Annotated in this window: 20 protein-coding genes; 7 read left to right on the forward strand and 13 right to left on the reverse strand. The window is 60.6% G+C overall.

Annotated features, from left to right (window positions below):
* Positions 1–7 precede the first annotated feature (7 nt).
* The 9 genes from IB245_RS21540 to IB245_RS21580 all read right to left on the reverse strand — a co-directional run bounded on the left by IB245_RS21540 (position 8) and on the right by IB245_RS21580 (position 11,754).
* Entirely contained in the window at positions 8–1,156 is a 1,149-nt protein-coding gene (locus IB245_RS21540; protein ID WP_192228594.1) for an efflux RND transporter periplasmic adaptor subunit, read from the reverse strand.
* A 204-nt stretch (positions 1,157–1,360) separates the two neighbouring features.
* Entirely contained in the window at positions 1,361–2,458 is a 1,098-nt protein-coding gene (locus tag IB245_RS21545) for a DUF1513 domain-containing protein (RefSeq protein ID WP_192228595.1), read from the reverse strand.
* Between the two features lie 14 nt (positions 2,459–2,472).
* On the reverse strand, positions 2,473–3,537 hold the full coding sequence (locus tag IB245_RS21550) for an imelysin family protein (RefSeq protein WP_008036511.1): 1,065 nt from the start codon (positions 3,535–3,537) through the stop codon (positions 2,473–2,475).
* Positions 3,538–3,562: 25 nt separating this feature from the next.
* The gene (locus IB245_RS21555; RefSeq protein WP_192228596.1) at positions 3,563–4,990 is read right to left on the reverse strand and encodes a di-heme oxidoredictase family protein; all 1,428 of its coding nucleotides are present in this window, start codon (positions 4,988–4,990) and stop codon (positions 3,563–3,565) included.
* 305 nt (positions 4,991–5,295) lie between these two features.
* Entirely contained in the window at positions 5,296–6,645 is a 1,350-nt protein-coding gene (locus IB245_RS21560) for an imelysin family protein (RefSeq protein ID WP_008032101.1), read from the reverse strand.
* A gap of 243 nt (positions 6,646–6,888) precedes the next feature.
* Positions 6,889–8,940 (reverse strand): putative bifunctional diguanylate cyclase/phosphodiesterase, encoded by a 2,052-nt coding sequence (locus tag IB245_RS21565; RefSeq protein WP_008036514.1) that lies wholly within the window; start codon positions 8,938–8,940, stop codon positions 6,889–6,891.
* Positions 8,941–9,972: 1,032 nt separating this feature from the next.
* Complete coding sequence (locus IB245_RS21570; protein ID WP_008034365.1) at positions 9,973–10,569, reverse strand: superoxide dismutase; 597 nt, start codon at positions 10,567–10,569, stop codon at positions 9,973–9,975.
* 175 nt (positions 10,570–10,744) lie between these two features.
* Complete coding sequence (locus IB245_RS21575) at positions 10,745–11,347, reverse strand: LysE/ArgO family amino acid transporter (protein WP_192228597.1); 603 nt, start codon at positions 11,345–11,347, stop codon at positions 10,745–10,747.
* A 5-nt stretch (positions 11,348–11,352) separates the two neighbouring features.
* On the reverse strand, positions 11,353–11,754 hold the full coding sequence (locus IB245_RS21580) for an ACT domain-containing protein (protein WP_192228598.1): 402 nt from the start codon (positions 11,752–11,754) through the stop codon (positions 11,353–11,355).
* 96 nt (positions 11,755–11,850) lie between these two features.
* On the opposite strand from IB245_RS21580, the gene IB245_RS21585 reads away from it, so the two are divergent.
* From IB245_RS21585 to IB245_RS21600, 4 genes are all read left to right on the forward strand, one after another.
* Positions 11,851–12,744, forward strand: coding sequence for a LysR family transcriptional regulator ArgP (locus tag IB245_RS21585; RefSeq protein WP_192228599.1), 894 nt, complete (start codon positions 11,851–11,853; stop codon positions 12,742–12,744).
* 54 nt (positions 12,745–12,798) lie between these two features.
* Positions 12,799–13,791, forward strand: coding sequence for an NAD-dependent epimerase/dehydratase family protein (locus tag IB245_RS21590; RefSeq protein ID WP_192228600.1), 993 nt, complete (start codon positions 12,799–12,801; stop codon positions 13,789–13,791).
* A gap of 108 nt (positions 13,792–13,899) precedes the next feature.
* Entirely contained in the window at positions 13,900–14,775 is an 876-nt protein-coding gene (locus IB245_RS21595) for an ATPase (protein WP_192228601.1), read from the forward strand.
* Positions 14,776–14,894: 119 nt separating this feature from the next.
* Positions 14,895–15,743, forward strand: a complete 849-nt coding sequence (locus tag IB245_RS21600; protein ID WP_192228602.1) for a cache domain-containing protein — start codon at positions 14,895–14,897, stop codon at positions 15,741–15,743.
* A gap of 122 nt (positions 15,744–15,865) precedes the next feature.
* Here the strand turns inward: IB245_RS21600 and IB245_RS21605 are convergent, their stop codons facing one another.
* Entirely contained in the window at positions 15,866–17,383 is a 1,518-nt protein-coding gene (locus tag IB245_RS21605) for an MDR family MFS transporter (RefSeq protein ID WP_008042013.1), read from the reverse strand.
* 79 nt (positions 17,384–17,462) lie between these two features.
* Positions 17,463–18,647: a 4-hydroxybenzoate 3-monooxygenase gene (pobA, locus tag IB245_RS21610; RefSeq protein ID WP_192228629.1), complete on the reverse strand. Its 1,185-nt coding sequence runs from the start codon at positions 18,645–18,647 to the stop codon at positions 17,463–17,465.
* Positions 18,648–18,835: 188 nt separating this feature from the next.
* Here pobA and IB245_RS21615 point away from each other — a divergent pair, with 188 nt between their 5' ends.
* A complete protein-coding gene (locus IB245_RS21615; RefSeq protein WP_008042009.1) occupies positions 18,836–19,732 on the forward strand; it encodes a helix-turn-helix domain-containing protein in 897 nt (298 codons plus the stop codon).
* A gap of 9 nt (positions 19,733–19,741) precedes the next feature.
* Here the strand turns inward: IB245_RS21615 and IB245_RS21620 are convergent, their stop codons facing one another.
* A complete protein-coding gene (locus IB245_RS21620) occupies positions 19,742–19,918 on the reverse strand; it encodes a hypothetical protein (RefSeq protein ID WP_008034333.1) in 177 nt (58 codons plus the stop codon).
* A gap of 211 nt (positions 19,919–20,129) precedes the next feature.
* Positions 20,130–21,035, reverse strand: coding sequence for a LysR family transcriptional regulator (locus tag IB245_RS21625; RefSeq protein ID WP_225602300.1), 906 nt, complete (start codon positions 21,033–21,035; stop codon positions 20,130–20,132).
* A 114-nt stretch (positions 21,036–21,149) separates the two neighbouring features.
* Between IB245_RS21625 and IB245_RS21630 the strand changes: the two genes are divergently transcribed.
* Positions 21,150–22,025 (forward strand): MBL fold metallo-hydrolase, encoded by an 876-nt coding sequence (locus IB245_RS21630; protein WP_008034330.1) that lies wholly within the window; start codon positions 21,150–21,152, stop codon positions 22,023–22,025.
* 41 nt (positions 22,026–22,066) lie between these two features.
* A complete protein-coding gene (locus IB245_RS21635; protein ID WP_192228603.1) occupies positions 22,067–22,681 on the forward strand; it encodes an NAD(P)-dependent oxidoreductase in 615 nt (204 codons plus the stop codon).
* Positions 22,682–22,771 lie beyond the last annotated feature (90 nt).

Consider the following 22,771-nt stretch of genomic DNA (forward strand, 5'->3'; position numbering starts at 1 on the left):
TCCTTGATCAGTCAGCGCGTGGCTGACTGTTCTTCTCGGCCAGGGTCTTGTCGTCGCTGATGGCGATGTGCGCGCCGTTGTCCAGTTTGATCTGGCCGGCGGTGACCACTTTTTCGCCGTTCTTCACGCCTTTGGTAATCATCACCTGCCCATCGCGTCGCTCGCCGGTTTCGATGAAACGGCGTTCGGCGATCAGGATCGGTTGGCCCTTGTCGTCTTTTTCGACGCTGCCGTCTTCGGTTTTTTTCTGCGCTGCCACGTACAACGAATTGCCGTACAGCGTGTACGTGATCGCGCTTTCCGGCACGACGATGCGCGGCTGCGGGTCGGGCAGCATCACCTGCAGGCTGGCGAACATGCCCGGTAACAGTTTGCCGTCGGGGTTGGCCAGGGTTGCGCGGACCTGCATGTTGCGCGTGCTGTTCTCGATTTTCGGATTGATCGCGCTGATGGTGCCGGGGAAGGTCTGCGCCGGGTAGGCCGCAACGATGATTTCAACCGGCTGGCCGATGGCGATCTTCGGCACCGACTGTTCGGGCACGAAAAAGTCGACGTAAAGACTGCTGAGGTCTTGCAGGGTGGCAATCATGGTGCCGCTGGCAAGGTAGTCGCCAACGTCCACCTGCCGAATGCCGATGGTCCCGCTGAAGGGGGCAACGATGCTTTTTTTGCCGAGTGCAGCCTTGAGTTGATTGACCGTGGCTTTGCTTTTTTTCAGCACCGCCGAAAGTCGGTCGAACTCACCTTTGGAAATGGCCTGGCTGCCCACCAGTTGGCTACCGCGACCGTAATCGAGCTGGGCCAGCCCGAGGTCGGCCTGGGCGGTTTCCAGCAAGGCACTTTCCACGGCGCTGTCGAGGCGCAGGAGTGGTTGACCTACCTTGACCTTCTGCCCTGACTCGAACTGCAAATCGATGACGGTGCCGTCGGTCTCCAGGCTCAGGTCCACGCCTTGCAGCGCCTTGAGCGTGCCGACGGTAGGCAGGCGTTCCTGCCACGGTTGCTCGGTAGCAGTAGCCACGGCGACGCTGATCGGCGGTTTCGGCACAGCGAAGCCTTGAATCATCGTGTAGATGGAGAAGGCTTTGTAACCGGCCAGAACCAGCACGATCAGCAAAACAACACCCAACATGATCAGCATGCGGCGACGCAGCATATTTCCACTTCCTTGGAGAAAATCAGGTGAGACAGTCGGGCACATTACTCCGAGTGTGCCGGGTATTCCAACTGCCACTTTTTACAGGCAGGCGCAAAACCTGTAGGAGCAGAGCTTGCTCGCGAAAGCGGCGGCACATGCAAAATGGATGTGCCTGACACACCGCCTTCGTGAGCAAGCTCAGCTCCTACAAGAGCGGGGCAGTCAGATGAGGTGCAGGTGGTTATCCCAGAGCCCCGCAGGCAGTTCGAGGGGTTTTGCAACAAGGTTTGTCTGGCGGCAATCGTAGTACCGGCATCGGCCTTGACCCGAGGTCACGACAAAACCGTCGGCCACCGCACCCACCCCGGCGCAATCGGGAAGCGGCGCATCCAGGCGCACTTCACCGCTGTCCATGTCCCAGATGAAAAAGCGATTGCCCCGTGGCGCCGTCAACGCGACCAGGCGCAAATCACTGTGCACCGCGACACTGGCGGTGTAATGCCCCATGGCTTGCAACTGATGCTCGGGCACCGGGAACGCCACGAACGGTTGCCCCGGACGCTTGATCGCCAACAGCTCCGACGACTCATGGGACGGCCCCATGAATTGCTGACCGGCGACGATGGTGCCATCACTGGCGATCCCCAGGTGCCGCACGCTGTTCATCTGTTGCGCGAGGGTTTCCTTGCTCAGCAATGTACCGTCGCGCTGCATCAGCACCAGGCTTGGTTCCATGGCGTTGAGGTTCATCTCGACGCGGCTTTCAGCCTCGGTGCGAATGCCGCCGTTGGCCACCACCAGGGTTTCGCCATCGGGCATCCACGACACCTGATGCGGGCCGATGCCATGGGTCGAAATCTCGCCGCTGTGCACCAGACGCTCGCCTTCGAACTTGTACACACCGAGCAAGCCGCGACCGGGATCGGACGTGTCGTTCTCGGTGGCGTACAGCCAGTCGCCGCTCTGGTGAATCACCGCGTGACCGTAGAAATGCCGGTTCGGTTGCGAGGCCACGGTTTGCAGCAGCGTGCCGTCGCGCAGGTCGATCAGGTAACTTTCGGTGCCCGGACGCCGGGCGACGAACAGCGCGATTGGCAGCGTCGGGTGGTTGATGATGTCGTGGCAACGCTGGCCGACCTGGGTGGCGAACACCCGCGTACCGTCCAGCCGATAACCGACGGCGTAGTGCTTGCCGTCGCCATCGTCCCGCGCCGAGAGCAGCAACGGGCTCTTGTCCTTTTGCTTGAACAGCGTCCAGCCGCCCAGTGTCACTGCTCCCAGCAGCAAACTACCTAACGTCAGAGCCTGTCGTCGCAGCATGGCACTCGCCCTCATCAGTCACCGTCGTTGGCGTTGAAGCCCAGTTGGATGCCCAATGCCTTGGCCAGTTCGCCCTCGTGCAGGCGGTGGACGACGTTGAGGCTGTCGTAGATGTCGTTGAGCTGCTGGCGACCGGCGTCGTCGTTGAGCATTTCAGTCAGCGAACGCTGGTTGCTGGCGAACAGTTTCAGGGACGCGGCGTAAGCGGCGTCGATCTTGTCGGCCAAAGGTTTCTGCTCGCTTGGCAGCAAGCCACGCAGGCCTTTGTTGTCAACGCCTTCCCACACGGTTTTGGCGGCGGCGAGGCTCGCTTCCATACTCGTCAGGGACGACTGGCTGCGCCACTGGTCAGCCTGGAATGGTTGCGGCACACCCTTGGTCTGGCGGCCCATCGGCGTGCCGAGTTTTTTCTTCAGGCTGTCGAGAGCGGTGACCTGTACACGCAGCAGATCGGCAATCGCTTCGTGGGAGTCGGCGTAGCGCTGGTTCGGGAATTTGCTCAACTGCGCGAGCATGCCGTCGGTGTTGTTCCAGGTTTGCAGAATCTCTTCGGCCAGCTGTTTCTGACGCTCGCCAATGGCTTTCAGCAGAGGGCAATACTTGGCTTTTTGCGCCTCGTTGGCCACGTCAGGTTTGCTGTCGAACAGGATGTATTCGTAGGCCGAGAGGCCTTGCACCACAACGCTGGATTTGGCCAGGGCGGTGGCATCGATCTGTGGTTGCGCGGTCACCAGTTGCTCGACCTGACGGCCCACCAGGTTTTTCTTGTCCGGCCAGAATTGCACCTGCCAGGCGCGATTGCCTTCGGCCAGCGGCCCGATCAGCAACGGTTGCAGCTCGGCCCAGGCTTTCTGCGCATGCAGGAAATCGGCACGGGCGGTGTCGAGGTTTTCCTTGCCTTCGCAATAGGCCAGCGCGCTGACGGCCAACTGGCGGTCGGCTTCAACCCAGCGCGTGTAGGTCGGCAGGATCACCGACTTGGCGATGGCCGCCGACGTGACAGCCTGCGGATCCTGCGGTGAGCAGGCGCCGAGGGCGAGTGCGGCAAGGCTGGTGAACAACAACTTGGGACGGAACATTTAGGGCTCCCGCTAAGGAATACGTTTAAAGGGAATTCAAAAACGCCAGCAACGCCGCGCGCTGCTCGGCATTGAAAGACAAAACCTGTTGCTGGGCCGCTTTTGCTTCGCCGCCATGCCAGAGCACGGCTTCGAGCAGATTGCGGGCGCGGCCGTCATGCAAGAACTGGGTGTGGCCACTGACTGCCTGCGTCAGGCCGATGCCCCACAACGGCGGCGTGCGCCAGTCGCGGCCACTGGCCTGGAATTCGCTGCGGTTGTCGGCCAGGCCGTCGCCCATGTCGTGCAGCAGCAGATCGCTGTAAGGGCGAATCACTTGATTGGCCAGTTCAGGTTCTGCCGCGTTGGCGGCGGTGGTGTATTTCGGTGTGTGGCAGGACTGGCAACCGGCCTGGAAAAACAGGCTCTTGCCGGCCAGCACTTGCGGAGTGCCGACATCGCGGCGGGCCGGTACGGCAAGGTTACGGCTGTAGAACAGCACCAGACGCAGAATGTTATCGCTGACTTCCGGTTCGCCGTCCGGGCCGTTGCCGTTCGGCGCCTGTTTGCAGGCGGTTTGCGCCTCGGTGCAGTCATCAAAGGGCCTCAGGCTGGTCGTGAGGCCCATATCACCAGAAAACGCGTGAACATTCTGTTGATTGAGGTTCGGCTGCCCGGCCTTCCAGCCGAATCGGCCGAGGACGGTTTTCTGCAGGGCGTCATCCCAGACCTGGTTCGGTCGGCCATTGATGCCGTTTTTCTCTTTGGCCTGCGCGGCGGCATTGGCGAGGATCGCTTCTTCCGGGATCGCCTCGAGCAAACCGAGGCCAATCATCGGCGGGGCGATGCGCGCCGAGAAACGCGTGTCCGGGTGCATCGGGCCGTAGCCGAGTTGGGTGATCTGCAATGTCGGCTTGCGCAACTCGACTTCGGTGCCGTCCTTGAAACGCACCGGCACCGGCGTGTAATCAACCCGAACCTTGCCTTCCGGAGTCACACCGGGCACCGACATGTCCTGGAACTGGCCGCCGTAGACCGGCTCGGGCACGACACCTTGCTGCTCGATGATTTTGGCGTAGGTCGGTGAATCGGGTATCGACAGGCGCACCAGCATCGAAACGGCATTCACTGCATCAGGTGCAGGCGGGTGACCGCGACCGTCCTTGATATGGCAGCCCTGGCAAGCATTGGTGTTGAACAGTGGGCCGAGGCCGTCGCGGGCCGTGGTGGTCGACGGGGCGATCACCCAGGGGTTGCGGAAGAAGCTGTTGCCGACGCTGAAGTCAACGCGCCGTGACGGCGGCAGGTTGGCGGAGGGCAGGGAAAAGGCGTTCTGATCGGTCTTGCGCACGGTCGCGCTGCCTCCGGACCTGGCTTCGCCGGGTTCGGCCTGGGTAAAACGCGGGGCGTCATCGCAGGCACTCAGGCCCAGGGCCAGAAACAGTGCGGACAAGCGAAGAGGCAGCGAGGGCATCAGACATCCTGCAAGACGAGCAAAACAAGGGCGCAAAGTCTAACAGGGCAGGGGAGATTGAATAAGAGGAATTATCGTTTGGTTGATGTGGCGCAGGTTTGGTGGGCGTCCATTGGTTGGATGCGATCGTTGTAGGAGCGAGGCTTGCCCGCGAAAGCGGTTTGTCAGTCAACGATGATGTCGTGTGTGATGCCGTCTTCGCGGGCAAGTCGGGTCGCCGCATCGCTCGCTCCTACAATGATCTGTGTTGGGCTGGCATGAAAAAGGCGACCCGAAGGTCGCCTTTTTCATTTAGCCAGCGTTGATCAGAATTCGTGATCAGCGTTGTCCGGGTTCAGGTCGCTGATGCCCAGCTTGCCAGCGGCGGCTTCGATCGAACCGGTCTGCTTGACCAGCGAAGCGATGGCGTCACGAACGATCTGGTTGCCAGCGGTGTTGCCGGCAGCGATCAACTGGTCGTAGTGCTCACCCTTGTTGGCGTGATCGACAATGACCTGCATCTTGGCTTCGGTCGCAGCCAGGTCGGCCTTCAGCGCTGTGTCGGCCGCCGGGTCAGCCTTGGCCACCAGAGAGGACAGGCTGGCGCCGGTCATTTTGGTGCCGTCGACACGGGTGTATTCGCCCAGGTACACGTTACGAATGCCTTTGGCATCGTAGAACTGCGAGTTGTGGGTGTTGTCGCTGAAGCAGTCGTGTTCGTCTTCAGGGGAGTTGGCTTCCAGGGAAACCTTCATGCGCTCGCCCGCCAGTTCGCCCAGGGACAGGCTGCCCATGCCGAACAGCATTTTGCGCAGGCCGGAATCCACCGGTTCCGCTTCCAGGGTGGCGCGGTAGTTGTCGGCCACGTTCGGCTTCCAGTTACCGACCATTTCTTCCAGGTCGCTGACCAGCAGTTGGGTCACGGACTTCAGGTAAGCGCGACGACGATCGTTGTGACCGCCGGTGGCGCCTTTGCCTTCCAGGTAGTCGGAGGCTGGACGGTTGCCGGCGCCAGGGCCGGTGCCGTTCAGGTCCTGGCCCCAGAGCAGGAATTCGATGGCGTGGTAGCCGGTGGCGACGTTGGCCTCGGAACCACCCAGCTCGTTCAGGCTGGCGAGTTTTTCCGGGGTGATGTCTTTCACGTCGATCTTGTCTTCGCCGACCTGAACTTGAGTGTTGGCGATGATGTTGGCGGTCGCGCCCGGGTTACCCAGTGCGTGCTCGTAGGATTTGTCGACGTAGTCGATCAGGCCTTCGTCCAGTGGCCAGGCGTTCACCTGACCTTCCCAGTCGTCGATGATGGTGTTGCCGAAGCGGAACACTTCGCTCTGCAGGTAAGGAACACGAGCAGCGATCCAGGCAGCCTTGGCGGCTTTCAGGGTGTCGGCGTTCGGCTTCGCGAGGAAGGCGTCGACGGCGGTTTGCAGGGTTTTCGCGGTGGATTCGGCATCGCTGTAAACGGCGAAGACGATGTCGGCGTAATGCGCGACAACGGCTTTGGCAGCGGCTTCGTCGACTTTGCCGGCAGCAGCTGGCGCAGGCGCAGCGGCCGGGGCCGTGGTAGTGGCGGCTGGCGTAGGCGCTGGGGCGGCAGCTTTGTCTTTGCCTTCGCCACAACCGGCGAGGGAAATAGCGATGGCCAACAGACTGGCGGTAGCCAGAGGCATACGAATCATGGCGAACATCCTGCTTCGAGAGGGGGTGGAATGGCGCAGCTAGCGCGCAAAACTGCGACATAATGCAAATCTTTCGCATTATGTGTAAAGAGTTGTTCTTGGAAATATTTCTTATTCAGATAGCGGATGTTGCACTTTGCAGGAGCGAGCCTGCTCGCGATGAACGTGAACGATAACGCGTGCAGACTGAAAGAATGCGTCGCCTTGGAGTTCATCGCGAGCAGGCTCGCTCCTACAGGATCCCTACAAAATAGCCGCGTTGCTGCGCTGGGCCTGCTTCAGATAGGCGCCCAGTTCTCGCGCCGGCAGTGGCTTGCTGTAAAAGTAGCCCTGACCTTCGTGGCAGCCTTCGGAAATGATGTAGGCCTCTTGCTCGATGGTTTCCACCCCCTCTGCAATGACCTGCATGCCAAGGCTCTTGCCCAACTGGATGATGGCCCGAACGATGGTTGCATCGTCGTCGTCATCGAGCAGGTCTTGTACGAAGCTCTTGTCGATCTTGATCTTGTCCAGCGGCAGGCTTTTCAGGTAACTCAGCGATGAGTAACCGGTGCCGAAGTCGTCGATGGCGATCAACGCACCGGAGCGACGCAGGCTCAGCAGATGCTGGGCGGCGGTGCTGATGTCTTCCATCAGGCCGGTTTCGGTGACTTCCAGCTCCAGGCTGCGCGGTGGCAGGCGGTACATTTGCAACAGGTTGTTGACCACCCGCGGCAGCTCGGCGTGGTGCAATTGCACCGTGGACAGGTTTACTGCCATGCGCAGGTCGGTGAAGCCCTGGTCATGCCAGTCGCGCAATTGTTTGCAGGCCTGATCCAGCACCCATTCGCCAATGGCAATGATGGTGCCGTTCTGCTCGGCCAGCGGGATGAACAGGTCCGGCGGCACCAGCCCGTGTTCGGGATGTTGCCAGCGAATCAATGCTTCGACGCCCACCACCCGATGATCGCGGTAGCTGATCTGCGGCTGGTAGACGAGGTAGAACTGGTCGCGGATCAACGCGTCGCGCAGGTCCTTTTCCAGTTCGCGACGGCGACGCATCTCGGTGTCGACACTGGCGATATAGAACTGGTAGCGGTTGCGTGAGCGAGTCTTGGCCAGGGTCATGGTCTGCTCGGCTTTTTGCAGCAGCTTCTCGGTGCTGTCGCCATCCTCGGGGAACAGGGTGATGCCGATGGTGGCGCGCAGGCGAATCTCTTGATGATCGAGGGCGAATGCCGCTTCCAGGTCATCGAGAATGCTTTGCGCCAGTTCGGCGGCTTCGTAGGGTTGTTCGATATCGGCCTGAACCAGGGCGAACTGATCGCCGCCCAGTCGGGCGAGGGCGCCAAGGCGACCGCTGTGGCCCCGCAGGCGATCAGCCAGCGCCAGCAGCAGTTGGTCGCCGGTCTGATAGCTGAATTGTTCGTTGATGCCCTTGAAGTCATCGAGGCCGACACACAACACCGCGACTCGGCGTTGCAGTTTGCCGGCGTCGACGAGGATCTTGTCCAGTTGCTGTTGCAATTGCTGGCGGTTCGGCAGGCCGGTGAGGAAATCGTACTGGGCCATGCGCAGCAGGCTGTTTTCCGCTTCGTGGCGCAGGTGGGTGTTGCGCTCGATGGACTCGAGCAACTGGTTGGCGGTGTTGATCCAGATGCCCAGTTCGTTTTTCTCGTGGCCCCTGAGCTGTGGAATCTTGTGCTCGCTGGGGCGGTCCGGGTTGATTTCGGTCAGGTGCTCGATGATCCGCGACAGCGGTTTGGTCAGCAGCCAGTGGTAGACCAGATACAGCACCAGCCCCATGGCGAGGGCGCGCAATACCCCGGAAATGAAGATGATCACCGAGCTGACGATGAACCCTTGTCCGTAGGTGGCGGTGTCGAGGGTGATGCTCAGGTCGCCGTAGTACTCGCTGTACGGGCCGCGACCCACCAGTTGAGTGGTGAAGGTGCGTTCCTTGCCGAGGATCAGGTCGGTCAGCCAGCGGCTGTTGGATTGCTGCAACTCGCGGGATTTTTGCGCCAGCATGGCCTCATTGGGGTGGCCGATGGAGGCCTGGCGGACGGCGTCGTCCTGAAACAGGCCTTCAATCACCTGCATGCCCATCTCTCGGTCCAGGCTGTAGACGGCCTGGGTCGAGGGGTCGCGGAACATGTCGAGGATGCGCTGGGCATCGCCTGCCACGGCCTGGCGTGTTTTATAGGCATCGAAAACGATCTGCGCGCAGCTCAAGACCACGCCGACGATCAATGCCGACAGGAGCACGACCCGGAGCAACTTCACCGACAAGCTGTTCTTGAGTTCCAGCTTCAAAGAGTCATTCCTTGTTCCGTGCAGGTAGCATCAAGTTGCCATGAGTATTGGCAATCCGGTGATGGCAGTCAAAGGGACAATCAAACACAGGGGAATTTGCCTGTGGGTTGGCCGAAATGCTGTTGCCTGGAGTATTTGCCCTATTAGTACTGTGTCGGTAGTCGAGTCCTTCAACTTGAGGGGGATTTGGACTTATTTTCCATTTGGTTGATGGTAGACGTCTGTGGCGTTGGGGCAAGGGGCTTAACGCTTGTTTCATTGTCTGAAATCACCTGTCTGCAACACCTCGATCTCCTGTAGGAGCCGGCTTGCTGGCGATGGCGGCCTTATGGCGGACCATTTTCTTTCGGGTGTACATATCCATTCCTGCGGTAACGGCCGCTTATGGTTTCGCCCTTACGGCGAGTCCCTTTTGTCAAACGCCACAAAAGGAACCAAAAAGTCTTGCCCCAGCGTCCGGCCCCTCGCTTAGGCTCGGCGTTCCCTCGCTCCGGTCCTGCTCCGTGGGCCCGCCGCCATCGGCCATCCATGGCCGGGGGCGGCTAACCCGGCATCCATGCCGGGTTGCCCACTGCGCAGAACCTGCGCTCGGCCTCCCGAAGGGGCGGGTAGATCAAAAGCTGAAGGCGAGCTAACGCTCGGCCTGATGAGTGGTGAGAAGCGGGTGGTGGGCGCGAGTCTGCTTGTGTAGGAGCCGGCTTGCTGGCGATGACGGCCTGACAACCAACCTGTTTTCACGGATGTACCCACCCCCTGTAGGAGCCGGCTTGCCGGCGATGGCGGCCTGACAACCAACCTGTTTTCACGACTGTCCCCGGACCTTGTAGGAGCCGGCTTGCTGGCGATGGCGTCCTGACAACCGACCTGTTTTCACGGCTGTACCCGGACCTTGTAGGAGTCAGCTTGCTACGGGCGGTGTTCCGACGATGGCGTCAGAACTACCGACCCGTTCTACGGGAACACCTGGGTTTGTACGTTTCCAGACCCATAAAAAAACCCGGCAAAAGCCGGGTTTTTTGACTGGCGTCGAGCTTAAGCGGTGAAGGTTTTGCCTTCGAACTGCTCAGCCACGAATTTCCAGTTGACCAGGTTCCAGAACGCTTCGACGTATTTCGGACGAACGTTGCGGTAGTCGATGTAGTAAGCGTGTTCCCAGACGTCGCAGGTCAGCAGCGGGGTGTCGCCGTTGGTCAGCGGGTTGCCGGCGCCGATGGTGCTGGCCAGGGCCAGGGAACCGTCAGCCTTTTTCACCAGCCAGCCCCAACCGGAACCGAAGGTGCCGATGGAAGTCTTGCTGAATTCTTCCTTGAACTTGTCGAACGAACCGAAGGAAGCATTGATGGCTTCAGCCAGTGCGCCGGTTGGTTGACCGCCGGCGTTTGGCGCCAGGCAGTTCCAGTAGAAAGTGTGGTTCCAGACTTGAGCGGCGTTGTTGAAGATACCGCCCGAGGAAGACTTGACGATCTCTTCCAGGGTCTTGCCTTCGAACTCGGTGCCTGGCACCAGGTTGTTCAGGTTCACGACGTAGGTGTTGTGGTGCTTGTCGTGGTGGTACTCCAAGGTTTCCTTGGAAATGTGCGGCTGCAGGGCATCGTGTGCGTAAGGCAGCGGCGGCAATTCGAAAGCCATGATGATTCTCCTAATCAGGTCAGTTGCGGTGAGCGCAAGGCCGATCACGGGCGGCCAGACAAGCGCCGGGGAGTTTGTACTCTTTGCGGCGCATCGAACCGGATCATAGCACCGGGGGTGCGGCATAACCACGCAACAACTGTGTGGAATAGAGGTTCCAGAGCCATTTGGAATATCAGGACGCGATGATCAGTTGGCCGGCTACAGCGAACATCATGACGGCCACCAACAAATCAAGGATCCGCCATGTGCTTGGCCGAGCCAGCCATGGCGCCAACCAGGCGGCGCCCAGCGCCAACGTGAAAAACCAAAGCAGCGAAGCGCTGGCCGCGCCGACAACATAAGCCCCGGGTTCGGTTTGTTGCGCACCAAGGGAGCCAATCAGTAACACGGTATCCAGATAAACATGCGGGTTGAGCAAGGTCACCGCGAGGGCGCTGAGCATCACCGCGCGCAGTGAACGGACCGTCTGGTTTTCACCCTGTTGCAGGCTTTGCTTCGAGCAGGCCCGGCGCAGCGCAAGGCTGCCGTACCACAGCAGAAACGCCGCACCGCCCCAGCGAGCGATGGCCAGCAAGGTCGGGTTTTGCGCCAGCACGGTCGCCAGACCAAATACGCCGGCCGCTACCAGCAACGCGTCGCAGGTCACGCAGAGCGCTGCCACCGGCAGGTGGTGTTCACGTCGCAGGCTCTGGGCCAGCACAAACGCATTCTGAGTGCCGATCGCCATGATCAGCCCCGCGGCCACCAACAGGCCGTTCACATAGCTTTGCCACATAAGTTTTACTCCGCGTTGGCTGCCAGATCCCGCAACACTTGCAGGGCGCGTTCGGCATCGGCCTGGCCGACGAATAGATGGTCGTGGTAGTAACCGGCGATCACGTTGCAACTGATCCCGGCCTGGCCCAGCGCGGTGGCGAACGCGGCGGTCAGGCCGACGGCTTCCAAGGCCGAATGCACGTTGAGGGTGATCCAGGCTGCGACGTAGTCGAAGCTGAAACCGGCCCGTTCTGCGTGGGAACGTTCCAGAATCACCGTCAGACCTTCCTGCTCGCGAAAGCTGCCGACAATCTCAAGGTTCGATGGCAATTGACCGTCCCGCAGGGTGCAGAACACGTATTCGCCAGCGTTGAGCTGCGGGCTCATGCTGCGTAGCAGTGTTGCCAGTGAAGTTTCGCCAGCCATGTCGGTAATCCTTGTTCAAGAGTTCTTGCCGCGCATTCTCTGCTGCTAACCTGTATAAGAAAAATCAATCATGCTGATCGCTCATTAGGAAAACTGATGTTCGACTATAAATTGCTTTCTGCGTTGGCCGCCGTGATCGAGCAGGCCGGTTTTGAACGTGCCGCAAAGGTGCTTGGCTTGTCGCAATCGGCGATCTCCCAGCGCATCAAACTGCTGGAGGCGCGGGTCGGCCAGCCTGTGCTGGTGCGGATGGCGCGACCGGCGCCGACGGAAATCGGCCGGCGTTTGCTCAACCATGTGCAGCAGGTGCGCTTGCTCGAACGCGACCTCCAGACACTGGTGCCGGCGCTGGATGAAGAAGGCTTGCCGGAACGTCTGCGCATCGCGCTGAACGCCGACAGCCTCGCCACCTGGTGGGCCGAGGCGGTCGGTGACTTTTGTGCCGAGCAACATTTGCTGCTCGACCTGGTGGTCGAGGACCAGACTGTCGGCCTCAAACGCATGCGTGCAGGCGAAGTGGCGGCGTGTGTCTGTGCCAGCGAACGTCCGGTGGCGGGTGCGCGCAGCGTCCTGTTGGGCGCCATGCGTTATCGCGCGCTGGCCAGTCCGGCGTTCATCGCCCGGCATTTTCCGCATGGCGTGCGCGCCGATCAGTTGTCGAAAACGCCGGCGCTGGTCTTTGGCCCGGACGATTTCCTACAGCATCGCTACCTCGCGTCCCTCGGCGTAGACGGCGGTTTCGAACACCATTTATGCCCGTCATCCGAAGGGTTCATTCGCCTGACGGAAGCCGGTCTCGGCTGGGGACTGGTGCCGGAATTGCAGGTGCGCGAGCAACTTGAGCGCGGCGTTCTGGTGGAGCTTTTGCCAGATAAGCCCATCGATGTGCCGCTGTACTGGCATCATTGGCGCAATGGCGGTCAGTTGCTGGGGTTGCTGACCGATCAATTGGTGCGCTCGTCGAGGCAATGGCTGGTGCCGTTGACCTGACCGGCAGCGTCAAGACCTCACGCACTACGCAAAACGAAATATTCGGAGCACTACATGAAGATTCTGGTCACCGGCGCAAGCGGCTTCATCGGCGGGCGCTTTGCGCGTTTCGCCCTGGAGCAGGGCCTGGACGTGCGGGTCAACGGTCGCCGGGCCGAAAGCGTCGAACATCTGGTGCGCCGTGGCGCCGAGTTCATTGCGGGCGACTTGAGCGACCCGCAACTGGCGCGCGATCTGTGTTCCGATGTCGAAGCCGTGGTGCATTGCGCCGGTGCTGTCGGCGTGTGGGGACGTTATCAGGACTTTCATCAAGGCAACGTGCAGGTCACCGAAAACGTGGTCGAAGCCTGCCTGAAGCAACGCGTGCGGCGACTGGTGCATTTGTCCTCGCCGTCGATCTATTTCGACGGCCGCGATCACCTCGGATTGACCGAAGAACAGGTGCCCAAGCGCTTCAAGCATCCCTACGCCGCGACCAAATTTCTGGCCGAGCAAAAGGTCTTCGGCGCCCAGGAGTTCGGCCTCGAAACCCTGGCCCTGCGCCCGCGTTTCGTGACCGGTGCCGGTGACATGAGCATCTTCCCGCGACTGTTGAACATGCAACGCAAAGGTCGCCTGGCAATCATCGGAAACGGTTTGAACAAGGTCGATTTCACCAGCGTGCAAAACCTCAACGAAGCGTTGCTCAGCAGCTTGCTGGCCAGCGGTTCGGCGTTGGGCAAGGCCTATAACATCAGCAACGGCGCGCCGATTCCGTTGTGGGACGTGGTCAATTACGTCATGCGCAAAATGGACGTCCCACAGGTGACCCGCTACCGTTCCTACGGCTTGGCCTACGCCGTGGCGGCGCTCAACGAGGGCGCGTGCAAGCTGTGGCCGGGGCGCCCCGAGCCGACCCTGTCGCGCCTGGGCATGCAGGTCATGAACAAAAATTTCACCCTGGACATCAGCCGCGCGCGGCATTATCTGGACTACGACCCGAAGGTCAGCCTCTGGACGGCCCTCGATGAATTCTGCGGCTGGTGGAAGGCTCAGGACATTCACTGACAAATCCCGTTACTGAACGCAGAGTGGGGTTCAGGGTCAATCGATGCGGCTGACGGGTTTATACTTCGCCCCATCAAGCCATCACCGCGTTCCACAAAGGTTGACTCAATGTCCATGCGTAACGATGCCAACGACGACTTCGACGATGTACCGAGCCTGCGTGCCGACAGCCTCGACGACGATGATTTTGTGCCCTCCGCCCGCACCGCCGTGCATTCGCGCACGCCGCCGGTGGTCAAGGTCAGGGCGGCCAGCACCGGCCCGTTGTGGGCGCTGGTCGGCGCCTTGTTCTTTGCGTTCGCCGGCCTTGCGTGGTGGAGCTTTCAGCAGATCTCGCTGATGGAACAGCAACTGGTGGCGACCCAGGAAAGTTTCGCGCGTATCAGTGAGGATGCAGCGGGACGCTTGCAGGACATTTCCGGCAAGGTGGTCGCCAGTCAGACCAACGTCACCAGCGACAGCGAAGCGCTGAAACTGCAAATCAGGCAGCTGGAAAGCAAACTCCAGGACCAGAGCAAACAGCAGCAGGGCGTTGCCGGTCAGACGTCGGACCTGGGCAAGCGTCTGGCGCAAATGACTGCGCAAACCGCCGATCTGGACAAGCGCCTGGCGCAAGCCACCGCCCAGAACACCGAGCACCAGACCGCCAACACGCAATTGCAGGCCCAGGTCAAAGCCCTGAGCAGCGAACTGGCCGCCCTGAAAAGCGCCCCGGCGGAAACTGAAAAATTCGACGCCCAGCTAAAAAGCCTCGGCGCCGACATCACCGCGCTGAAAAAACAAGGCAACCCGAGCGCCGCCATCGAACGTCTGGAGCAAGACATAATCGTGCTCAAAAGCGAGCAGGACAACCGCCCGGCCGCCGCGTCAGGCCCATCCAGTACCGCCGAGTTCGACGCCTTCCGTAGCCAGGTCACCCGTAACATCAACACCCTTCAGGCGCAGATTCAGAATTTGCAGCAGCAGTTGCGGGCCAGGCCTTGAGGCTGAAGGCGCGGTAATTCGCTGCAATACCATTTTGCAGACTGCGGTTCGCTGAATATCCATACATGCCCCATTGCCGTCTACGCTCTTCAAACACCGAAGAAAACGAGGGATGCGCAATGGGGTTTTTGCACAGGTTGGCCCTGCTGGGCGGGATGCTGTTGCTGTGCCTGGGGCAGGCGCAAGCCGCCGGGACCGAGAAGGACGACAGCCAGGCCGCCATCGCCTTGCTGGAAAAAGCCCTGGCCTATTACCACGACAATGGCGACAAGGCGTTCGCGGCTTTCAGTCGTCAGGGCGAGTTTGTCGACAAGGACCGCTACGTGTTCGTGCTCGATACCAAAGGCGTGATGCTCGCCAGCGGTGGGCCTTCTTCGGCGTTGATCGGGCGTGATGTATCGGATGTGCTCGGGCCGGATTTGCAGAAGGCTTTCAAGGACGCGTTGAAAGTGCCGGAGGGCAATGGCATTCAGCAAGCGGAGTATCGCTGGCAGAACTGGTCCGACGGCAAGGTCGAACGCAAGCATGTGTACTATCAACGGGTCGGCCAGCGGATTCTGGCGGTGGGTTACTACTTGCCACGGGCGTCGGCGGAGCAGGCGATGGCGTTGCTGAACAAAGCGGCGACCGATCTGGCCAAGGACGAGAAGGGCACGCTCACGTCGATCAACTCGCTCAAGGGCGGTTATTTGCAGGATGACTTGTATGTGTTCGTCGTCAACCTGGGTACCCAGCGATATGTCGCCCATGGCACCAATCTGCGCTTGATCAACACCGATTTCGGCAAGATCAAGGACCCTGAAGGCAAGCCGGTCGGCGAGCCGATCCTGGCGTTGATGGCCGGGCAGGATTATGGCGAATACGCGTACCGGTGGAAAAACCCGGTGACCGGCAAGGTCGAGGACAAGCATGCGTACCTGAAGAAGGTCGGGCATTTTCTGGTGGCTGTGGGGTATTACAGCCCTTGAATGTTGGTGTTTGACAGTACTCCATCGCGAGCAGGCTCGCTCCCACAGTTGACCGCGTGCACAGGAACTACTCGGTCCAATGTGGGAGCGAGCCTGCTCGCGATGGCCGCGACTCGGTTCAACTACCGAGCCTTGTCTTCCCGCCCACGCAACACCCGGTTCGGCATGGCAATCGCCGCCGCCAACCCAAGCAACGACACCGCCGCACTGACCATCAATAAATGCCGGAAGGTCAGCAGCAGCTCGGCGCGCAAGGCGTTCTGCGCATCCCCCGGCGCGGCGTTCAGGCCATCCAGCAAAACGTTCCCGGAGCTGCCCTCGGCAATCAGCGTAGAGCCGGCCAGATGGGCGAAACTCGAGTCTTGCAGCAATGCCAGCAACAACGCCGACATCAACGCCACGCCCACCGCGCCGCCGAGGGAGCGGAACAGGTTGGTGGTGCTGGTCGCCACGCCGATGTCCCGTTGTTCCACCGAGTTCTGCGTCCCGACCAATGACGTCGGGAACTGCATGCCGGAGGCGATCCCGCTGAGCACCATGAACAGACTGCTGAGCACCACCGCCTGTGGCGGACTGAACGCCATCCCGAGAATCGAGATCGGCATGAGGAGGGCGCCCGCGAGAATCATCGGTTTATAGCGCCCGGTCACCGAGGTTCGGCGCCCGGCGAAATACGCGCCGATCGGCAAACCCATGGCCAGTGGCAACAGGTGCAGCGCGGCACTGTCGGCCCCGGCGCCGGTCACGCTCTGGAAGCGCAACGGCATCAGCACAATCAACGAAATCGCCTGGAAACTGGTGAAGAAAATCGTGCACCAGCACAGGATCGCATTGCGGTTGGCGAACAGGTGCATCGGCAGCAACGGCTCCCGTGCACGGCGCTCATGCCCGACGAACAACGCCAGGACCACCACCGCACAACCCAGCAAACCCAGTACCTCGGCGCTGCGCCACGAATGGCCCTGGCCGACCTGAGTAATGCCGAGCAACAAGGCGGTCAAACCGATGATCATCAACACGGTGCCGAGGTAATCGATGATCGGTTTGCGCTGCGGCACCGGGAGCCCGACCAGGGTGTGACGGGCGACCAGCCAGGCGCCAAGGCCCAGCGGCAGGTTGATCAGGAACACCCAGCGCCAGGACAGGTATTCGGTCATGTAACCGCCGAGCACCGGCCCGGCGACGCTGGCCACCGCGTACATGCTGCTGAAATAGCCTTGATAACGACCGCGTTCGCGAGGCGGCACGATGTCGCCGATGATCGCCTGGCTGACCGAAATCATCCCGCCGGCGCCAATGCCCTGAAGAATCCGCGCCAGCACCAGTTGCTCCATGCTCTGGGCCATGCCGCAGAAGAACGAAGCAATCGTGAACAGCCCCATGCCGAACAGCATCAACTTGCGCCGACCGTACAGGTCGCCGAGTTTGCCGTAGATCGGCACGGCCACGGTCATCGCCACCATGTAGCCGGAAATCACCCAGGCCAGCAGGCTGACGTCCTTGAACTGCGCGGAAATGGCGGGCATCGATACAGCGACGATCGTCTGATCCAGCGCCCCGAGAAAGATGGCCAGCATCAGGGCGATCAGCACGCTCCGGATGGCCGGTTTGGGCGTTTCAGGCTGGTTGAGATTGGTCACGGGAGAACCTGCGGGCAGTGAGGGTCCCGCAGGAGGCAAGGGCGAGCGGGGATGCTCGCCAGTGTAAGTCGGTAGCAGGCTATTCGATAGCCTCATACGGAAGTCCGACGTAATTTTCTGCAATGGTTTTCCGACCCGCTTCGGAGCTGACGAAGTAGTCCAGCTCCGACGCGCTGATGCGCTGGCTGAACGCATCGTGATCGTCAAAGCGGTGCAACATCGAGGTCATCCACCAGGAAAATCGTTCGGCTTTCCAGACCCTGCGCAGGCAGACCTCGGAGTATTTCTCCAGCAAATCGACACGGCCTTCGCGGTAAACCTTCAGCAGGATATTGAACAACGTACTGACGTCGCTGGCCGCCAGGTTCAGGCCTTTGGCGCCGGTCGGCGGGACGATGTGCGCGGCGTCGCCGACCAGAAACATCCGCCCGTATTGCATCGGTTCGACTACGAAACTGCGCAACGGCGCGATGCTTTTTTCGATGGGCGGCCCGGTCACCAAAGACTCGGCCAGCGCAGAAGGCAGCCGGGATTTGAGCTCATCCCAGAAACGTTGATCGGACCAATTCTCGACAGCCTCGTCGGCAGGGACCTGAAGGTAATACCGGGTGCGAGTCGCCGAGCGCATGCTGCACAGGGCAAAACCGCGCTCGTGACGGGCGTAGACCAACTCATCGTGAACCGGTGGCGTGTCGGCAAGAATCCCCAGCCAGCCGAACGGATAAACCCGTTCGAACACCTTCAGGTTCTCGGCGGGAATCGATTGCCGCGCTACACCATGGAAACCGTCGCAACCGGCGATGTAGTCGCAATCGAGCCGATACGCTTCGCCGTCCTTTTCGAACGTCACGAACGTTTCATCGGTTTTCATACCGTGAGGCACGACGTTGCCGGCTTCATAGATCGTCTGCGCGCCGGCCTCCCGACGAGCGGCCATCAGGTCTCGAGTGACCTCGGTTTGCCCGTAGATCATCACGGTTTTGCCCCCGGTCAGGGCGTGCAGATCGATGTGCACCTGGCGCCCGTCGAGGGCCAGTTCGAAGCCGCCGTGAACCAGTCCTTCGGCGTCCATGCGCTGGCCAACGCCGGCCTGACGCAGCAGCTCTACCATGCCTTGTTCGAGGACACCGGCACGGATTCGCCCGAGCACATAGTCCGGGGGCTGGCGTTCGAGAATGAGGGTGTCGATACCGGCGTTGTGCAGCAATTGGCCGAGCAGCAAACCGGAGGGGCCGGCGCCAATGATGGCGACTTGGGTTTTCAGTGTTTTCATTGTTTTTATGACTCGCAAGCTCCACACGACCTGCGTCGGTGAATAATTTTTATGGATCGAGTGCTTGCATTTTTCACTTGCGGGTCTGTCAATTGAAGGTGAAAACTGAGCCGATAGCTGTACTTTCTGCCAATCGGTGCGATTATCGCCCGTCACTTCCCGAGGCCTGGATTGAAGTTATGAACAAGCCTGCCCTGCCTTCGATACCGGTGTTCAAGCTCTACGGTGAAAGCCTGGATTGGCCGACCCCGGACTTGCTGCACTGTGAAACCATTTCCAAACGCAGCCGCGAACACCAGTGGGAAATCAAACCCCATCGCCACGCCGATTTATGCCAATTACTCTTCGTGTTCAAAGGTCAGGCAGAGCTTGAAATCGAAGGCAAACGTACGCAATTGGGCGAACCGGCGATCCTGGTTCTGCCGCCGTTATCGGTGCACGGTTATCGTTTTTCCGAGGATGTCGAAGGCTTTGTCGTGACCCTCGCCGCGCCGCTGGTCGCCCATCTTCAGGCACAATTGGGCAACTCGGTGAATGCTCTGGCCCAGGCCGAAAGTTATCCGGCCGGCAACGACAGCGAGTACCTCAACAGTCTGTTTTCTGCGCTGCAAACCGAATACACCGGCCATCAACCGGCCCGGGAAATGCTCATGCATTCGCTGGTCAGCGTGATCATGGTGTGGGTCAGCCGGCAGGCGCTGCAGCGTCGCTCGGCCAGTCAGCGTCCGCAGCGTGCGCGGGAATACCTCAACGGGTTTATCCAACTGGTGGAAGAGACGTATCGCCAGCACGTCAAGGTTGAAGACCTGGCGCATCGGCTGGGGATTTCGGTGTCGCACCTCAACGGCACGTGCCGTGAATTGGCGGGACAACCGGCGTTGCAGATCATGCACGAGCGGCAATTGCTGGAGGCCAAGCGTTTGCTGACCTACACCAGCATGACCATTTATGAAATGTCCGATGTGTTGGGGTTTTCCGATCCGACCAACTTCACGCGCCTGTTCCGGCGTCGTGTAGGGATCTCACCCAAGGCGTTCCGCGACCGCTTGAAGGCCGATCAGGACAACGAGGCCTGATCCCCTTCATCACCGGAGGGCGTTGAGGGTCGCGTTGTGGGGAATGCAGCGCTCGAAGTTGCAGCTCGCGTACTCACGGGGCAGGTTTCGCAATTGCTCAACGCGCCACGCCGCGGTGCCGTACAGCGCCAGCGTCACCGCGCAGGTGATGAAAATGGCGAGGTATCTTCTTGTTTTCGTGTTCATGGCGTTGACCTCTGAACGAATACCCTTCGGTACTAAGTTCAGCATAGGTCAGCGGCAGTGAGTTGCCAGTCATGCATCAGAACACGGACTACCCCCTGTAGGAGCCGGCTTGCTGCGGGCGGCGTTCCGACGATAGCGGTGGGCCAGTCAACCTGTTTATTGACTGGACGGACGCCATCGCCAGCAAGCCGGCTCCTACAAGGGAACGTATTCACAAGCCGGCATCCCACGCCGGTTCTTCCGGAAACCTGAGCACCAGAAAATCCAGCACGCTGCGCAATGCCGCCGGCATGTGCTTGCGTGAGGCATACACCGCGTAGATGTTCATCTGGCGCGGCTCGGCCTGGGGCAGCAGGCGGATCAGTTCGCCGCTGTGGATATGCACACCCGCCTGATAACTCGGCAACATCGCCACCCCGGCGCCAGCGATTGTTGCGCGCAGCAGGGTGCTCGCTTCGTTTGCGCTGATGTTGCCCTGCACCGGCACCGAGACCGGTTCGCCGTCCTGCTCGAAATGCCACAGGCTTTTGCCGAAGTAGGAGTGGGTCAGGCAGTTGTGCTGGCTCAGGTCTTCCACCCGCATTGGCGTCGGGTGCTCCTGCAGGTAAGCGGGGGCGGCGCAGATCACCGAGCGGCAGACCGTCAGCCGCCGCGCAATGAGGTTCGGGTCCAGGTCATTGCTGGTGCGAATCGCCAGATCGATGCGCTCATCCACCAGGTTCACCGTGCGGTCGAGCATCTGCAGGTCGATGCTGACGCCGGGGTAACGTTTGACGTAGGCGGCCATCGCATCCGCCAATTGCGCCTGGCCGAACGAGGTGCTGACGCTGATCCGCAGCAGGCCACGCGGCGCATCGTCCGGCTCGCTGACGGCGGCCTGCATGTCCGTGGACAGGTCGAGCATCTGTCGACAGCGCGGCAGGATTTCACTGCCGGCGGCGGTCAGGCTCAATTTACGCGTGGTGCGATGCATCAGGCGCGCGCCAACCCAGTCTTCCAGTTCCGCCAGATACCGCGAAACCACCGGCCGCGACAGGTCCAGGTGGTCGGCGGCGGCCGACTGGCTGCCGAGGTCGACCACCGTGACGAATACGCGCATTGCTTGTAGACGATCCATGATTTGCCCGCTTTCAGAAACAAACTATGTCTAAGCATCGCATTTTTTGTAATGAATAAGGCAACTAAGCTCTGTTCCATCGCCAAGCATGGCACTCGGACAACGGAGCAACAGATGATCGGTTTCAACCTCAAGCGTATTTTGCTGGCCACGGCCACCCTCGGTTTCGCGGCCCACGCGGCGGCATCGACGCTGACGCTGGATGTTTACAACCCCGGCGAGAAAGCGATCTTCCCGGTGACGTCGGTGCTGGTCAGCGGCGAGAAAGACGCGATTCTGGTGGACGCGCAATTCGGCAAGTCCCAGGCCGAGCAAGTGGTGGAAAAAATCCGCGCCAGCGGCAAGCAACTGACCACCATCTACATCAGCCACGGTGACCCGGATTACTACTTCGGCCTCGACACCCTGACCGCTGCGTTCCCCAACGCCAAGGTGCTCGCCTCGCAACCGACCGTGGACCACATCAAGCAAACCGTCGACGGCAAACTGGCGTTCTGGGGGCCGAAAATGGGTGCCGACGTGCCGGCCAAAACCATCGTGCCGGACGTACTCAAGGGCGACAGCCTGATGCTCGAAGGGCAGAAGTTGCAGGTGGTGGGTCTTGAGGGCAAACAACCGGATCGTACCTTTGTGTGGATCCCGTCGATCAAGGCAGTGGTCGGTGGCGTGGTCGTCGCAGAAAACATTCACGTGTGGATGGCCGATACCCAAACCGCGCAGTCCCACGCTGACTGGCTGGCTACGCTGCACTCCATCGAAACCCTGAAACCGCACACCCTCGTGCCGGGTCACTACCTTGGCAAAAGTGCCCGCTCCCTGGCTGCCGTGCAGTTCACCGCGGATTACATCAAAGCCTTCGACGAAGAAACCGCCAAGGCCAAAGACGCCGCCGCGCTGATCGCCGCGATGAAAAAACGCTACCCGAAACTGGGCGAAGAAAGCTCGCTGGAGCTGAGCGCCAAAGTCGCCAAGGGCGAGATGAAGTGGTAACCCGATTCACCCACTCACACTGATCCACACTGGAGAACGTCATGAGCAACATCGCAATCATCGGTGCCACCGGCCGTGCCGGCAGCCAACTGTTGGAAGAAGCCCTGCGTCGTGGTCATAGCGTTACGGCCATCGCGCGCGATACGTCGAAAATCGGCCCGCGTGCCGGGGTGGTCAGCAAGAATGTCGACGTGCTGGATGGCGACGCCTTGCAAGCCGCTGTGACGGGGCATGATGTGGTCATCAGCGCGGCACATTTCGCCACGATTCCCGCCGCTGCCGTTGTGGCGCCGGTGAAGAAGTCCGGGGTGAAACGTCTGCTGGTGGTGGGTGGTGCCGGTTCGCTGTTGCTGCCGGACGGCACCCGCGTCATCGACAGCGAGGGCTTCCCGGCGGAATACAAGGCAGAGGCCAGCGCCGGTGCGTTGTTTCTCGAAAACCTGCGCAAGGAACAGGAACTGGACTGGACCTTCCTGTCGCCCTCGGCGGAGTTTGTCGAAGGTGAGCGTACGGGTACGTTCCGGGTTGGCAAGGATGATTTGCTGGTGAGCGGGGCGGGGCGCAGCTGGATTACGTTTGCTGATTATGCGATTGCGATGTTGGATGAAGTGGAAGTGCCGAAGCACTCTCGGCAGCGGTTCACAGTTGGGTATTGATAGCGTGGCTTAAATCCATTCGCGAGCAAGCCCGCTCCCACAATTGATCCGAGGTGTTCACATTTTTGTGTTCACAGGAGATCCAATGTG

The organism is Pseudomonas sp. PDM02, from assembly GCF_014852285.1.
In the GTDB taxonomy this organism is placed as follows: Bacteria; Pseudomonadota; Gammaproteobacteria; order Pseudomonadales; family Pseudomonadaceae; genus Aquipseudomonas; species Aquipseudomonas migulae.